Annotated in this window: 13 protein-coding genes and 4 pseudogenes; 1 reads left to right on the top strand and 16 read right to left on the bottom strand. The window is 45.7% G+C overall.

The window, feature by feature from the left end; genetic code table 11:
• Nucleotides 1-30: 30 nt before the first annotated feature.
• The 3 genes and pseudogenes from tgt to scfA form a co-directional block, all read right to left on the bottom strand.
• Nucleotides 31-1,169, bottom strand: a pseudogene (gene tgt / locus JCM10519_RS07520) (tRNA guanosine(34) transglycosylase Tgt).
• Nucleotides 1,170-1,257: 88 nt separating this feature from the next.
• A pseudogene (gene scfB / locus JCM10519_RS07515) lies at nt 1,258-2,651 on the bottom strand (thioether cross-link-forming SCIFF peptide maturase).
• A gap of 134 nt (nt 2,652-2,785) precedes the next feature.
• Nucleotides 2,786-2,932 carry a six-cysteine ranthipeptide SCIFF gene (gene scfA / locus JCM10519_RS07510; RefSeq protein ID WP_002601553.1) on the bottom strand — a complete coding sequence of 49 codons (147 nt, stop codon included), beginning with the start codon at nt 2,930-2,932 and terminating at the stop codon, nt 2,786-2,788.
• A gap of 228 nt (nt 2,933-3,160) precedes the next feature.
• Here scfA and JCM10519_RS07505 point away from each other — a divergent pair, with 228 nt between their 5' ends.
• Nucleotides 3,161-3,520, top strand: coding sequence for a TIGR04086 family membrane protein (locus JCM10519_RS07505; protein WP_054738442.1), 360 nt, complete (start codon nt 3,161-3,163; stop codon nt 3,518-3,520).
• A 119-nt stretch (nt 3,521-3,639) separates the two neighbouring features.
• On the opposite strand, the gene JCM10519_RS27530 is transcribed toward JCM10519_RS07505, so the two are convergent.
• The 13 genes and pseudogenes from JCM10519_RS27530 to JCM10519_RS07455 form a co-directional block, all read right to left on the bottom strand.
• A complete protein-coding gene (locus JCM10519_RS27530) occupies nt 3,640-4,029 on the bottom strand; it encodes a transporter associated domain-containing protein (protein ID WP_347843460.1) in 390 nt (129 codons plus the stop codon).
• Nucleotides 4,030-4,073: 44 nt separating this feature from the next.
• Entirely contained in the window at nt 4,074-4,421 is a 348-nt protein-coding gene (locus tag JCM10519_RS27525; protein ID WP_347843459.1) for a CBS domain-containing protein, read from the bottom strand.
• The gene (locus tag JCM10519_RS27520; protein WP_347843458.1) at nt 4,411-4,893 is read right to left on the bottom strand and encodes a CNNM domain-containing protein; all 483 of its coding nucleotides are present in this window, start codon (nt 4,891-4,893) and stop codon (nt 4,411-4,413) included. The genes JCM10519_RS27525 and JCM10519_RS27520 overlap by 11 nt, the downstream gene beginning before the upstream one ends.
• Nucleotides 4,894-5,123: 230 nt before the next feature.
• The gene (locus JCM10519_RS07495; RefSeq protein WP_347843457.1) at nt 5,124-5,522 is read right to left on the bottom strand and encodes a signal peptidase II; all 399 of its coding nucleotides are present in this window, start codon (nt 5,520-5,522) and stop codon (nt 5,124-5,126) included.
• 77 nt (nt 5,523-5,599) lie between these two features.
• Nucleotides 5,600-7,006: pseudogene (clpX, locus tag JCM10519_RS07490) on the bottom strand (ATP-dependent Clp protease ATP-binding subunit ClpX).
• A gap of 276 nt (nt 7,007-7,282) precedes the next feature.
• A complete protein-coding gene (locus JCM10519_RS07485) occupies nt 7,283-7,708 on the bottom strand; it encodes a flavodoxin (RefSeq protein ID WP_054738441.1) in 426 nt (141 codons plus the stop codon).
• Between the two features lie 59 nt (nt 7,709-7,767).
• The gene (locus JCM10519_RS07480; protein ID WP_347843456.1) at nt 7,768-8,298 is read right to left on the bottom strand and encodes a DUF3793 family protein; all 531 of its coding nucleotides are present in this window, start codon (nt 8,296-8,298) and stop codon (nt 7,768-7,770) included.
• Nucleotides 8,299-8,309: 11 nt separating this feature from the next.
• On the bottom strand, nt 8,310-8,591 hold the full coding sequence (locus JCM10519_RS07475) for a DUF2325 domain-containing protein (RefSeq protein ID WP_054738440.1): 282 nt from the start codon (nt 8,589-8,591) through the stop codon (nt 8,310-8,312).
• Between the two features lie 379 nt (nt 8,592-8,970).
• Nucleotides 8,971-9,147: a hypothetical protein gene (locus tag JCM10519_RS27515; protein ID WP_347843455.1), complete on the bottom strand. Its 177-nt coding sequence runs from the start codon at nt 9,145-9,147 to the stop codon at nt 8,971-8,973.
• Between the two features lie 196 nt (nt 9,148-9,343).
• Nucleotides 9,344-10,813, bottom strand: coding sequence for a trypsin-like peptidase domain-containing protein (locus tag JCM10519_RS07470; RefSeq protein WP_054738439.1), 1,470 nt, complete (start codon nt 10,811-10,813; stop codon nt 9,344-9,346).
• 181 nt (nt 10,814-10,994) lie between these two features.
• Nucleotides 10,995-11,741, bottom strand: a complete 747-nt coding sequence (locus JCM10519_RS07465) for a hypothetical protein (RefSeq protein ID WP_347843454.1) — start codon at nt 11,739-11,741, stop codon at nt 10,995-10,997.
• Nucleotides 11,742-11,784: 43 nt separating this feature from the next.
• The gene (locus JCM10519_RS07460) at nt 11,785-13,278 is read right to left on the bottom strand and encodes an LCP family protein (protein ID WP_054738437.1); all 1,494 of its coding nucleotides are present in this window, start codon (nt 13,276-13,278) and stop codon (nt 11,785-11,787) included.
• A gap of 36 nt (nt 13,279-13,314) precedes the next feature.
• A pseudogene (locus tag JCM10519_RS07455) lies at nt 13,315-14,732 on the bottom strand (undecaprenyl-phosphate glucose phosphotransferase).
• Between the last annotated feature and the right edge of the window lie 239 nt (nt 14,733-14,971).

Genomic DNA, 14,971 nt, shown 5'->3' with positions numbered 1-14,971 from the left:
TAACGATCCGCCTACTGCTTGTCCCCTATTTTAGGAGGTCTGACCTGCCATCATACGGCCAAGCTTCTGCTCCTTGTATTCCCCATAACTGTGGTTCTCAATTGCGTCGCGGATCTCTTCCATCATTGTATTATAAAAATATAAATTATGCAATACACATAATCTCATGCCAAGCATTTCTTTTGCCTTTAAAAGGTGCCTGATATAGGCCCTGCTGTAGGACCGGCAGGCCGGACACCCACAGCCCTCTTCAATCGGCCTGTGGTCCAGCTCATGTTTGGTGTTGAATAAATTCATTTTTCCATGATTGGTGTATACATGACCATGGCGGCCGTTTCTTGACGGGTATACGCAGTCAAAAAAGTCCACGCCCCTGTCTACGGCCTCTAAAATATTGGCGGGAGTTCCCACTCCCATCAGATAGGTCGGCTTATTCTCCGGCAGATATGGTACCGTCTCATCTAATATCCTGTACATCTCATCATGGCTTTCTCCCACAGCCAGTCCGCCTAAGGCATAACCGTCCAAGTCCATGGCAGATATGGTTTTTGCATGGGCGATACGGATATCTTCAAAGGTTCCGCCCTGGTTAATGCCGAATAACAGCTGGTCCCTGTTTAAAGTATCAGGCAGGGTATTAAGCCTTTTCATTTCAGCACGGCACCGTTCCAGCCATCTGGTGGTACGGTCTACGCTGTTTTGCATGTATTCCCTTGTGGCCGGATGAGGCGGGCATTCGTCAAAGGCCATGGCAATGTAGATGCCAGGTTCGACTGAATCTGCATGCTCTCTTCCGGGCCCATGAAAATCTTGTGGCCGTCTATATGGGACTGGAAGTAAACGCCTTCCTCCTTTATTTTTCTCAATCCGGTCAGGGAAAATACCTGAAAGCCGCCGGAATCCGTAAGAATGGGGCGGTCCCAGTTCATAAACCGGTGAAGGCCGCCAAACTCTTTGATTAATTTATCGCCGGTGCGCACATGAAGATGATAGGTATTGGACAGTTCTACCTGGGTTCTGATCTCACGGAGATCATCTGTGGAAACAGCCCCTTTAATGGCTCCTACCGTACCCACGTTCATGAATACCGGGGTCTGGATGGTGCCGTGAACAGTGGTTACCTCGGCCCGCTTTGCGCGTCCATCCTTTGCAACGATCTTATAATTCATCTGTTTTTTTCCCTTTTTCTGCCCACGCTTTTGGGGTACAAAGGTAATATCCGTAGGATATTAACGATTATCAGTTACTTTTGTATTCTCATTCTTCCGCCAAAGCCGCCTTGATCATGATGGCGCATTCGATCCGCTTCTTCTGCATTTCGCAGCCGATATCGTAAGCATCCGTGATGCTTCCGTGGAAGTTGTGGGAGTTAGCCGCACAGCCTCCGCTGCAGTAAAACCTTGCAAAGCAGTCCCTGCACTTGCCCTTTGCATAAACATTGCAAAGCTTGAACTCATCACGGATCTCTGAATTAGTCACGCCTGTGTCCACGTTGCCAAGAAGGAATTTTTCCTCACCCACAAACTGGTGGCACGGATAGAAATCTCCCCATGGAGTCACCGCCAGATACTCGGTTCCGGAACCGCAGCCGGACAGGCGCTTTGCCACACATGGCCCTGGTTTAAGTCAATATTAAAGTGGAAGAAATTAAACCCTTTTCCTTCCTTCTGCCTGTTAATGTATTCCACAGCAAGATCATCATACTCTTTTAAGATCTGGGGAAGGTCTTCCTCCCTGATGGCATACTCCTCTTCCGGCTGTGCTACCACAGGCTCTATGGACATACTTGTAAAGCCAAGATCCGCAAATTCCAGGACATCCTTTGCAAAATCCATATTATGACGGGTAAAGGTTCCTCTGATGTAATAATCTTTGGTTCCCCGAAGCTGGGCAAACTTCTGGAATTTGGGAACGATCAGCTCGTAGCTGCCTTTTCCATTGCGGAAGGGACGCATATTGTCATTGACTTCTTTACGGCCGTCAAGGCTTAAGACCACATTGCTCATTTCCCGGTTACAGAACTCCATGATCTCATCGTTTAACAGAACACCGTTGGTGGTCATGGTAAAACGGAAGTTCTTATTATATTCTTTCTCTTTTTTCCGTCCGTATTCAACAAGCTGCTTTACTACGTCCCAATTCATCAGCGGTTCTCCGCCAAAAAAGTCTACTTCCAGGTTTCTTCGGTTCCCGGAATTGGCAATGAGAAAGTCCAGGGCCTTTTTCCCCACTTCAAAGGACATAAGCGCCCGTCTGCCATGGTACTCTCCTTCTTCTGCAAAGCAATACTTACAGGCAAGGTTGCAGTCATGGGCAATATGTAAGCAAAGAGCCTTTACCACTGTCTGCCGCTTTTTAAAATCTATCACATAATCGTGATACATATCCTTTGTAAAAAGCTCTCCCTTATCGATCAGATACTGAATCTCCTCCAGGGCTTCCTCTACTTCTGTCTCTCCGTATTTTTCAGAAAGGCTGGTCCGCACTTCTTCTCCAACCTCTTTAGGAAGGGGCTCGGCCTCTTCCATCTCCGGAACCATTCCTGCAGCGATCTCTACGGCATCATACATGACCGGATCCACAGAATGAACAGAACCGCTGTTGACATCCATAATAATATGGAAGCCATTGCTGATATATTGATGAATCACTTGTATTCTCCTTAATTGAAAAGATTAACCTGTTATTGGTTTTTGGCAGACAAGCGAAGGAACCCCTACCGTCATCACGACCGTAGGGGCATCTGCTCATCTGCCTTATGGCTATTCTATACAGTTTAAAATTATTAACGGTTGCTGTTCTCGCAGCTCTGGTTTCCTACTGTACAGGATGTCTTGCATGCTGACTGGCAGGAAGTCTGACATTCGCCGCAGCCGCCTTTTTTCATGGACTCTTTTAATGTACTGGAATTTAAAGTCTTCACGTGTTTCATATACTTACACCTCCTGTATTTGCCTAATTCTTTGAGATTATACCACATGTTTTAGGCGAGTGCAAGATGAATTGCCCCAGGGAACAGGGGAATTGGCCAGCTTCTTCGGGCTATCATCTATATCCAGAGAAAACAGGCGGTATCAATTTTATTATTAGGACATCCAAGAATATCCTCCATACCCATAGAATATACTGAACCAGAAGACAAGATATAAGGAGTAGTTAAATGGAAAAATCAAAGCTTCAGGTCACGCTAAGAAACCTTCTTATCACCTACATACTGACCGGAATCCTGCTGGTGGTCCTGGCCTTAGCACTCTATAGATTCCGGCTGAAGGAAGGACAGATACGCCTGGGTGTCAATGCGGTTTATATCATCGCCTGTCTCTTTGGCGGGGTCTTAATGGGAAAGAGCATACGGCATCGTAGATTCTTCTGGGGCCTTTTGCTGGGGCTTCTATATTTCCTGGTGCTCTTAGCCGTATCCTTTTTATTAAACAAAGGCTTAAACGGCTCCATGAACCAGCTCCTCACCACCATGGCCATCTGCGCAGTCAGCGGAACCGCGGGGGGAATGCTAAGCTGACGGGAGGGTTCCCGGGAAACGCAGAAGGGAGAGCAGAAGCAATCAGCTTCCCTCTCCCTCCTTTTCTGTCCCTCCGGCAAATCAGCAAATACCCACAAAAACACTGGCGAGGGGAACACTTAGTGAGGCAAATACATCCGAACCTTATCGATCCTGTTTTTATCAAGCTCGTCCACAACAAGGCGGATTCCGCCGCAGACAACCTCTTCTCCCTGTTCCGGGAGCCTGTCAAGCTGTCCGATGATCAGGCCGCCGATAGAATCATAGTCCTCAGACTCCAGTTCAAGATTCAGCCTGTCATTTAAATCATCAAGCTTCATGGATCCTTCTACCAGATATTCAAAGGGTTCCACCTCAACCAGTTCATTTTCTTCATCCTCGTCATACTCATCCCGGATCTCTCCCACGATTTCTTCCAGTAAATCTTCCAGAGTAATCATACCTGCCGTTGCTCCGTATTCATCTAAAACGATGACAACGTTATTGCAGGTCTGGCGCATCTCCAACATAAGTTCCGCAGTTTTTTTATACTCGTATGTATAGAGCGGCTCTCTTAAAAAAAATCCCTGATATTGAAATCATCTGTCCTGTCCACGAGAAGCAGATCCTTCATATTGATGATTCCGATCACATTGTCACTGGTTTCCTCATATACCGGAATCCTGGTGTACATTTCCTGGCGGAAAATATCGATCAGCTCATCATAGGCAGCATTTACCTCTACAAGGGTCATGTCAATACGGGGAATCATAATATCACGTGCCACAGAATCACCAAAATCAAACACGTTATTAATGATCTTTCTTTCTTCTGATTCTATGACGCCTTCCTCATGGCTCACATCCACGATGGTACGCAGCTCATCCTCTGTGATAGGCTCCTGCTTTCGGTTAGGGTTCACATGGATAAAGCGCAAAAAAACCTGATGAAAGGATATGAATCACATAAATGACCGGTGTCATGACAATCATAAAAGCATAGATCACTTTTGCATATTTTAAAGCTATTATTTCGGAATACAAGGTAGAAATGGTTTTCGGGGATATCTCGCCGAATACCAGAATGACTAGTGTAAGAACACCGGTCCCAATGCCTATGGCCTTATTGCCCCAAATGCTCATAACCAGTGTGGTGGACATGGAAGAGGCTGTTAAGTTTACCACATTGTTACCGACCAGAATCGCACTGAGCATCTTACCCTGGTTTTCTAAAATCTTAGTCAGCGTAATGGCGTTCTTATTGCCTGCCTCCGCTAAATTCCGTACTCTGATTTTATTCACCGTAGTAAGCGCAGTCTCAGCCGATGAGAAGAATGCTGATAATCCAACTAATAAAAATAACGTAAGCAACTGTATATAGTCACTCGAATCCAAAAAATCAACTCCTGTTTTGTAATATTTTATCATTGATTTTACAATAGAAAAGCGGCCATGTCAAGAAGACAGCCGCTTTTTACGTATTTTCTGCCACGGTTTCCGGGCAGTGCCACCCCGTTTTACCGGGTGTAAAGGGATACCCGCAGGGTGTTACATCTTACCGTTCTTTAAAAGCCTTTATGATTTCCACCACAAGTACAATTCCGGCTCCCAGAAAAATGAATAAGTCACCCAGATTGAACACTACTTTTTTTAAGCTTTCCATATTGAATGCTGAAATAATCCACTACATAATGACGGACCAGCCTGTCGTACAGATTGCTGACCGCACCTCCCAGGGCAACGGACAGGGCCAGTTTTTCCAAAATGTTCCCTTTTCTTTGAAGAAGGCTTACTAACATTCCTCCGATAAAGGAAGCAACTGCCAGGGGAACCATCTGCACCATGGACCGGTGTTCCTTAAAATAGCCGAAGGAAAAACCGGCATTATGATTCTTATGCAGCATAATTTTTCCGCCGCTTCCCTCCAGTTCCTTGGGAAAGCATGCTTCTTCCTGATCCTCAATGGCGCTTTTTATTAAAAGATCCAGTGCAGCCAGCAATGCAATGATACCAATAAATACCATGACCAACACTCCTTCCGTCCTTATTATCTCCACTCTTTTGTATTTTTTTTATCCCTAACCCATAAATTCCCGCTTTATTAACACCTCATCTGGATGAGCGGTCCGCCGTTCTTATCTAAGTACGCTCTTGTTATAACAACTGATCCGATGTTAGGATCCTTGGGAACCTCATACATGATATCAAGCATGAAATTTTCTATAATGGCTCTTAAGGCTCTTGCTCCTGTTTTTTTTCTTAAGAGCTTCTTCCGCGATCCATTCCAATGCCTCATCCTCAAATACCAGCTTCACCTCATCAAGCTCCAAAAGCTTTTTATACTGTTTTAAGATGGCGTTTTTCGGTTCCTTTAAAACCCGGACCAACAGCTCCTTATCCAAAGATTCCAGGGTCACGGAAATGGGCAGACGGCCTAAAAACTCCGGAATCATACCGAATTTGCGCAAATCCTCATTAGTCACGTGAGACAGGATATTGGGGTCCTTCTCGTACTGGTCTTTTAAGTCGGCTGAAAAACCAATGGATGATTTTTCCTTCAGCCGTTCCTTTATGATATCCTCTAAGTCAGGGAACGCTCCCCCGCAGATGAAAAGAATGTTCTCGGTGCTGACCGCAGTCATTGGGGTGAGGGCATTTTTCTGGTTGGAACCCACCGGAACCTCCACGGTGCTCCCCTCTAAGAGCTTTAAAAGCTCCTGCTGGACAGACTCCCCGCTTACATCCCTGCTGCTGGTATTCTTCTTTTTTTGCAATTTTATCGATCTCGTCAATAAATATAATACCCCGTTCCGCCTTTTCCACATCATTGTCAGCTGCTGTAAGCAGCTTGGAAACCACACTCTCTATGTCATCACCAATGTATCCGGCTTCTGTAAGAGAAGTGGCGTCGGCAATCGCCAGGGGAACATCAAGAAGCTTTGCCAGGGTCTTAACCAGGTAGGTTTTCCCGCTTCCCGTTGGGCCGATCATTAAAATGTTGGATTTTTCAATCTGTACATTCCCTTCCTCATCCACCTTTTTGGAATTTGCAAGATAAACCCTTTTGTAATGATTATAAACTGCTACGGAAATCACCTTTTTCGCCTGTTCCTGGCCGATGACATATTCATCCAGCTTCCGTCTGATCACATGAGGCGCCGGAATATCCTTTAAATTAAGCTTCTGCTCCGGCTCCTTTTCAGTCCTTTTTTTGACTCTCTGCTTATTAGGTATCTCAAGGTCTTTTCCGTTCAGGCTGCCTAAATCGCTGAAATTCAAATTCATATAAGGCATATTCTGAATCTTTGTTATATCAAATCCACCCTGGGTTACGGAATCAAATGCCTTCTGCATACAATCATGGCACAGATTCATGCCTCCGGGCATGGAAACCATGGGTCCTGTCACATTCTCCGACCTGCGGCAGACATAGCAGACTTTTTCATACTCATCTTCGTCTTTTTTTCTTTTTGCCGCTGTCAGAGCCGGCGGCAGCTGTATCTTCTATTTTCTCTTCAGGAAAATCCTTCTCGTCCAAATTGTACTCTCCTTCTATCTGTAATTATGCACCGCATACCAGATTATTATAAAGCATTTAAAAGTCTCTTACAAGTACAGGCCAGGAATTTAGACTTTTTTAATGAGTTGGTTTTTAGCGGTATGACAGCATACCAATATGCAAAAATATAGCGCTGAATATTGAAAGGATAAATATTCAGCGCATTTAAATGAATTTTGGTTTTTCTGCTTTTTATGTAACTGCTTCCTCTCCGGATCTGCCTCCCTATTCTGCCAGGGCTGCACCAAGTGCTTTGCAGGATGCTGTTGCCTCCCCGTCAGGCGCCTCATTGCAGATCACACTGTCGCAAACAAGCTTCACGCCTGCATCTTCGCAAGTCGACTCCCAGGAACGCATCCATTCGCCGTCTCCCCAGCCGTAGGAACCAAACAGCGCCACCTTTTTACCCCCAAGCTTAGATAAGCAGGCGGTAAACATGGGATCAAATTCACTTTCCTCCAGAACCTCTGCCCCCATGGCAGGACAGCCAAATGCAATGGCGTCAAAGGAATCAATCATGGAAGCATCAAATTCAGAAGGAGTGAGCACGACCCCTTCTGCCCCCTTTTCCTTTACTCCCTCCAGGACGGCAGCTGCCATTGCCTCAGTATTTCCAGTTCCACTCCAATAAACTACTGCGATTTTACTCATAAAATATAACCAACCTTTCTCAATCGTTCTTTTTATATTAAACGGCTACTGCGAGCCGTTCAACAGCGGTGCCTTTTGACCATTGCGCATAATAGGTTTCGGTGCATTTTTTTATAGCGGTTAAAGGTTTGCCTTGCCTTTTCCTCATCACCGTAGACCTTCCAGCATCCGATGCATTTACAGTGACAGGCTTTGTTGTCGATGAAACCCTGAACATCCTCCGGCGGATAACCAAGAAACAAACCGATTTCGTGGGGAAACCCGGAACAGGTGCGCAGCCTGTTCACAAGCTGGACCACACAGCGCTGGGAGTTTTCAAAGGAATATCCGTATTGCTTCAGCAAAGCGGCAGCATATCCATCTTCCAGATCCCGTTTTAAATGGCTTGGACGGTAAATATAGATCAAAGCCCTTTGTTTAAAATAGCGCAGCGGCAAAACCCGGAGCCCTTTTGGCGCAAGCACACGGTTTAACTTTCTCACCTCATTTTGAATTTCTTCCTGGGACCGGCAGGGACAGGAAAACATACTTCCGGTTTTTATCCCGGCCAGAGTTGGGGCGCAATGCCGGATCAGCATTTCTTCTGACATGTTGTTCCCTCCTATCCAACGTGTTCTTTTAAAATGTTTTTCAAAGCTGACATGGAGCTGGAATGGGAACGGGCGATTATGGTATTCATCCCCTTTGTCTCACTTAAGGCACAGCGCACCATCTTATGCGACATGGTACTGGTAAAAAGAACCATCAGATCAGGCCTGCCGATTTTATTTTTCAGCCCGCCCTTTAGTTCTGTAAAGACCTTTGCACAGCAGCTGTACTCCTGACATAGCTCTTTATACTGGCGTACCATGCACTCATTTCCTCCAACGATCACTACGCTCATGCAATTACCTCCAATTCTCGAGTTAGTCTAAGCTAACTATGTATTAAAATATATGCGCCTTAAGGCGCTGTGAATTAGTAGAAAGAAAACATACACCATATCCCTCTTATTAAAAGGGCAAACAGCTTCCTCACTTTATATATCCGGTAAGAAGAAGGACAGCTGGTTAATTATATAGTTAGCATTAACTAACTATATATTACAATACTGGAAACGCCTGTATTTGTCAAGCATTTTTTAATAGACAGCGTAATATTTCTAAACTCCCCCGTTCCTGGCTTTGGCTGTTGTCATCTGGCCCGTTCCATGGCGGCTGGGGACTGGCGTATGGTTATAATCCCCCTGCACATATAGCCGGCAATGGAGATGTCATCAAAGCCTATGCCGCCACTCTCATATCAACCAGGGCACAGGGGATATTGCTGGAAAGAATTTCATGATAACAGGAATCGTCCGTCCGTAATCCGCTCACCACCACACCGCTTATATTTTTCTTTTTACATCGCTGCAGAAATCCCAGTTTTTCCTGTTTTGCTTTATTGGTTACAAAAAGCATGAATTCACAGCCCTGCTCGCTGCATTGCTGAAATAATTCATAGATCAGCCCGTATACAAATCCAAAGGTGTAAACTTACTTTCGAAAATTGAATTTCCGTTAGGTACGGTTGCCGTCAGATGGACAGCCATGCCATTTTTATGTACAAAAAAATCTCCCCGGCCCAATCTATGAGCATGGAGAGACTTTTTTACTATTAACCCTGCTGCGCAGCCTCTGCCGGCCTCTTGCCAAGAGTAATATCTACATTTCTTTCAACATACTGCCCGTTTTCAAGTGACTGGACCGTAAGGGTCACAGTGGTTCCGCCTTCGTAATACTTAAGCATGTTGGTCAGGTCATCATAGGTCTTAATCCCCTGGCCGTCAAATTTGGTGATAATATCCTTTTCCCGCAGATCAGACTTGGAGGCTGCTCCGCCTTCCACGATCTTATAGATAAATACCCCCTGAGGCATACCAAGCTGCTGGCTTGTGATTGCGTCAATGTTCTTGCACTGGATTCCCAGATATCCCTGGTTTGCATCGGTAACCTGAGTTCTGGTCTTTCTGGTCATCAGGGTATCAATGATATTCTGAGCCTTGGAAATAGGGATTGCATAACCCATTCCCTCTACTTCTGTAGAAGAATATTTGGCAGAATTGATTCCAACCACCTCGCCCCGCATATTTAAGAGAGCACCGCCGCTGTTGCCGGGATTAATGGCTGCATCAGTCTGAAGAAGATCGCGGCTTGTGCCATCTTCGGTCTGTACGGAACGGTCAAGTGCGCTGACATAACCAACCGTAACGGACTGTCCATAGCCAAGAGCATTGCCGATAGCAACAACTCCCTGACCTACCTTCAGGTTATCGGAATTTCCAAGGGAGGCAATGGCAATCTTTGTCAATGTGTCAGAAGAAATATTTTTTATCGGTACTGCGATCACTGCCAAGTCGCTGTCCGCATCCGTTCCCTTAATGGAAGCATCTACGGCTTCCCCATCGATAAAGGCAACTTTTAGTTCCTCTGCTCCCTGTACTACATGGTTATTGGTTACGATTAAAAGTTCATCATCGTTCTTTCCAACTACAATACCGGAGCCGCTGCCCACCCCTTCTCTCTGCATGGGGCCAAACCAGGTCTGGCTTTCATAAACCATTTTGCTTGTAATGGCAACAACAGACGGCATGGCTTTGTCTACGATGGCTGAAACATCGTTGGCAGCGGTAATGTTTGAAGTGTTTGTGGCCTGGACTCCTGATTCATTCGTAGAAGGAGGAATGGTTTCTGTCTGGCTGATTTCCACTGAGCCTCTGTTTCCATAAGCTCCTGCTGCCCAGTTGATCCCAACCATGGTGCTTCCTGCAACCACTCCGAAAACAAGGGCTGCTCCTACAAGGGCTGCTGCCTTCTTTGCAAAGCCGCCTTTCTTTCCAGGTTTTGCTTCCTCCTGGAACACATTTTGTTCTGCTGCCCTGTGATACTGGTATTCCTGGTAATGAGGAATATTCTGCTGCGGTTCATAAGAGCTGTCAGCCTGGTTCTGGCTGCTGCTTTCAGAATCCTGGGGGCTGGATGTTTCCAAATCCGGTTCCCTCATAATAAAATTAGTGGTAACTGTTTCTTCTTTATGCTCTTCAGGATTTATACGGCCTGTATCTTTGTTTTCATTTTCGTCATACATAAAATCTATCTCCTTTCACGTATACTTCTTACTTCTTTTGATAATCAGAGTCTATCAATGAATTGTGACCATTTTGTGATAAAATTATATTGATTATGTGAAAAGAAAAAAATCCCCGCATCAGCGGCCTTTTCAAATATCAAGGCCCTGTGTGCGGGGTATTTATCATTCATTCACCTGATCAATTATTGGTTGGCGGCGCGGATACCACCGGAACTTCAGAATTCCCGCCGGCCGTTGTTTCACCTGATCCCCCCGGTCCTGCTGAGGTGGTCTGGGGAGCCGTTGTCTCGTTAGCTTCCGTTGTCTGACCGGGTCCCGGTCCATGTGGAGCTGTGGTCGTCTCCGGCGTACTGGTCGATGGCAAAGGCTTTGTTTCCCCTGGTTTTGTTGGCCCTGGTTTTGTTGGCCCTGTTGTTGTTTCTGAAGGCTTTGTCTCTCCAGGCTTGGTTTCCTTAGTCTCACCCGTACTGCCTTCCGAGGACTCCGAAGGCTTTCCTGGCTTTCCGTTCTCATCAGTAGCTCCTGTTGAATCTCCCTGAGCGGAAGATTCTTCTGCTTCCGTGGTTTTCTCCGGCTTAGTCGCTTCCGTAGTTTTCTTTGAATTGTCTTCATCGTCCTTGGAAGTATTCCCAGGCTTGCTTCCCTGTTTATACATGCCGGAATCAGCAGCAATCTTGGCGCTTATTTTCTTAACCACGTCTGATGGTTCATAGCCTTCTTTATCAAAAAGAAGCTTATGAAGTTCGGAAACATTGGATTCCAGAGTCTGTGGCACTACACAGTCCCCTTTTTTTCCTATTGTCATATCGCCGCGGGTAAAAGGAAAACCTCCAGTTTCGCCGATATGATACTTGCTTATATCCAAAAGCAGCTCTGTAAAATCACTAAAGGTAAGGTTTGATCCGATCTGGTCCACTTCCATCAATAAGATTCTGTTAAGCAGTCCAAGATCAGCCTTCTTTGCCTTTTCAAAGGTTTTTTTGAATGACCAGACGCTGACGCTCTGTTCTTTGGAAGTCGGTATCCATCTTTCTCAGTCTGGCATAGGCAACTGCCTGCACTCCATCCAGGTGATTCATGCCCGCTGATTTTAAATGAACAGACGGCACACCTGTTTTCTCCACGGTTTCTGTGATAAAGGAATTGATGTAACGGAATTCCGCTTTGCTGATATCAATATCCACACCGTTCAGCATATTGATTCCGTCGGCAACTGATTTCCAGTTAAAGGTAACGTATTCGCTGATATCCAGGTCCAGATTCTTATTAAGGGCAGCTAATGCCTGAGCGGCTCCTCCGGTTGCATAGGCGGAGTTTATCTTGTTATAAACATTTCCGTTCCCGGTGTTCAAGTATGTATCACGGAACACGGATACCAGTCTGATCTCTCCAGTATCCCTGTTTATATTACAGATCATGATAACGTCAGCATTGGTTCCCTTATTTACATTGCCATCACGGCTGTCAACGCCGAATACGGCAATGGTGCGGTAACCTGTCATATGCTTTTTCTGTTCCGGAGACATGATTTCATTTCGTACCTGGTTTTCATTAAAATCATCCGGCCTTTGAATGGCTCCCATCAATCTGGCCACATAGGCATAAGCGAAAATGCCTGCCAGTGTAAAGATTTCCAGAACCGCTAAAATAATGATACGCCTTACTTTTCTCTTTTTTTCAGCCTGCGCCGCTGACCGGCTGGCAGCTACACCTCTGTCCTGTCCCTGCACTCTCTGCTGCTGCCTTGTGCCTCCGTCACCAATAACAATCTGGCCTCTTACTGCTCCCTGGCTGTTTCCTGAAGCAGTGCGGCTTCCCGCTGTTCCCTGGCTCTTTCCTGAGGCTGTGCGGCTTCCTGCTGTTCCCTGACTATTTCCTGAGACAGCGCGGTTTCCTGCTGTTCCCTGGCCATTTCCTGAAGCAGTTCGACTTCCCGCTATTCCCTGACTATTTCCTGAGACAGCGCGGCTTCCCGCTGCTCCCTGGCTGTTTCCTGAGGCTGTGCGGCTTCCCGCTGTTCCCTGACTATTTCCTGAGACAGCACGGCTTCCTGCTGTACCTTGGCTATTCCCTGAAGCAGTCCGGCTTCCCGGCGCTCCCTGGCTGTTTCCTGAAGCAGTGCGGCTTCCCGCTGTGCCCTGATTTTTACTTGTACCGGCGACCGATGAGGATTGCCCTCTAAATGCTGCCTGGACGTTTCCAGATGAAGGCTGGGACCTATCAGTACTCCTGGTTCTTTCTCCAGCTCCGCTTCTCCTTACAGATGCATCATCAGCCTTTTTCGTTAAATCGTGACCGGCTGCCGCTTGATTTGATCTGCCGTATTTCTGTTCCTGATAATTTTCATAATCATCATCCAGGTAATAATCATCATCAGACGGATCTGGTTTTGAATCGAAACCGCGCTTTCTATTTCTGATATTCTCACGGCCTGCTTCATCATCATCAAATTCATTTCTCATTTATTTAACCTCATCCTAATCGTGTCGTATCCAGTATCAGTACGCATTTTTATTAATAAACCCTTTGAATATGGTAAGGAATAAAATCTTAAAATCAAATCCCAGGGTCCAGTTTTCGATATAATACAAATCGTGTTCAATTCTCTTTGTAATGGAAGTATCTCCCCGGTATCCGTTCACCTGGGCCCAGCCGGTGATACCGGGACGGACCTGGTGCTTGATCATATAACGGGGAATCTCCTCTTTAAACTTCTCAACAAAGAGAGGCCTCTCCGGCCTTGGCCCCACTAAGCTCATGTCTCCGCGAAGGACATTGATAAACTGGGGCATTTCATCAATGCTTGTCTTCCTGATAAAACGTCCCACAGGTGTCACGCGGGAATCATGGGGGGTCGTCCACTTCATTTTTTCCTCAGATGGAGCCTGCACCACCATGGAACGGAATTTATACATATCAAATGGCCTGTTATGAAGGCCAACCCTCTCCTGCTTATAAATCAGCGGTCCCGGTGCGGTCAGCTTGATGAGAGCCGCTGTCAGGAGCATAACAGGAGAAAATAAAATCAGAGCAACAGAAGCTCCGAAAATGTCCACCAGCCGTTTAACCAGGGCATTTACCGTATCGGTAAGGGGCACCCTGCGGATGTTGATTACCGGAAGACCCTGCAAATCCTCAATAAAAGGCCTTGTAGGTATCATATTATTGTAGTCCGGTATAAACTTGGTATGGACGCCTGATTTTTCACAGGATGCTACAATATCTTCTAAATTTGCATATTCGCTGATGCTTAAGGTAATGGCAATTTCATCAAGGGAGTTTAACCCAAGAATCTCATTTAGATCACGAATCTTGCCAATGACATGAATGCCCTTGTATCCGGTTCCCCATTCTTTTGTGTCGTCAAGGATTCCCTTGACTGATAGCCCCATTCGGGATTCACCCGGACTCTGTCTATGAAGCCTTCCGCCGCGCGGCTGTAACCGATCAAAAGGATGTGCTTCTGGTTGTAGCCCTTGGAGCGCATGGAACGGAGCACAGTACGGAGTAAATTCCGGACAATTGACTCCAGAACAATGTTAATGACGCAAAAGTAAAATACCATTCTGGTAGAGAACTCACGAAAATATGGGTTCTTCTTAACCAGGAACAAAATCAGGGTAAAAAGCAGAACTCCCAAAAGATTAGCCTTGCAGATATTGGCGAACTCATACCGTCTCTCCTGAACTCTCTTCGGCGCATACAAATGAAAGATGCCGTAAAGCAGCAGATAGGTCGGCAGTATAATAAGAAGCGCCGCAAAATAGTACTGTGGACCTAAAACCTGTTTATAAGGCTGAACAGCCAGTTTCCCAGCAAAAGCAGCAGCCAGGCAAATACATAGGATATAACAATGACCAGTCCATCCAGTACTACATGAAACCCATTTAATTTTTTTCTGATTATCCTTAATCATAGCAGCAAGACCTTCCATTCGTGCATTGCACCATACTTCTCCACCATAATTCCCGTATATTATACATGATATGTCAATATGATGCCATTAAAATATTCTTAAAATGACCTGAAAATTTTTTAACTTTCTTCGTAAAAATTCCCATATATAGAGGAACGTTCCAAGAATCAGCTCTCCCTCAATCCGAAAATAATTGCCAAGATGAGACATCCGGAACGGTACCTTTCTGGTATTTTTTT

Source organism: Clostridium sp. NkU-1, from assembly GCA_001312405.1.
This window is presented reverse-complemented; position numbering and strand designations above follow the sequence as displayed.

Excerpts from the sequence above, each read along its gene's own strand:
- JCM10519_RS07480 (WP_347843456.1), bottom strand. The coding sequence starts at position 8,298 with ATGTCAGAAGAAATGCTGATCCGGCATTGCGCCCCAACTCTGGCCGGG.
- JCM10519_RS27515 (WP_347843455.1), bottom strand. The coding sequence starts at position 9,147 with ATGCTTTTTGTAACCAATAAAGCAAAACAGGAAAAACTGGGATTTCTG.
- scfA (WP_002601553.1), bottom strand. The coding sequence starts at position 2,932 with ATGAAACACGTGAAGACTTTAAATTCCAGTACATTAAAAGAGTCCATG.
- JCM10519_RS07505 (WP_054738442.1), top strand. The coding sequence starts at position 3,161 with ATGGAAAAATCAAAGCTTCAGGTCACGCTAAGAAACCTTCTTATCACC.
- JCM10519_RS07475 (WP_054738440.1), bottom strand. The coding sequence starts at position 8,591 with ATGAGCGTAGTGATCGTTGGAGGAAATGAGTGCATGGTACGCCAGTAT.
- JCM10519_RS27530 (WP_347843460.1), bottom strand. The coding sequence starts at position 4,029 with ATGTTGGAGATGCGCCAGACCTGCAATAACGTTGTCATCGTTTTAGAT.
- JCM10519_RS07470 (WP_054738439.1), bottom strand. The coding sequence starts at position 10,813 with ATGTATGACGAAAATGAAAACAAAGATACAGGCCGTATAAATCCTGAA.
- JCM10519_RS07495 (WP_347843457.1), bottom strand. The coding sequence starts at position 5,522 with ATGGTATTTATTGGTATCATTGCATTGCTGGCTGCACTGGATCTTTTA.
- JCM10519_RS07460 (WP_054738437.1), bottom strand. The coding sequence starts at position 13,278 with ATGAGAAATGAATTTGATGATGATGAAGCAGGCCGTGAGAATATCAGA.
- JCM10519_RS07485 (WP_054738441.1), bottom strand. The coding sequence starts at position 7,708 with ATGAGTAAAATCGCAGTAGTTTATTGGAGTGGAACTGGAAATACTGAG.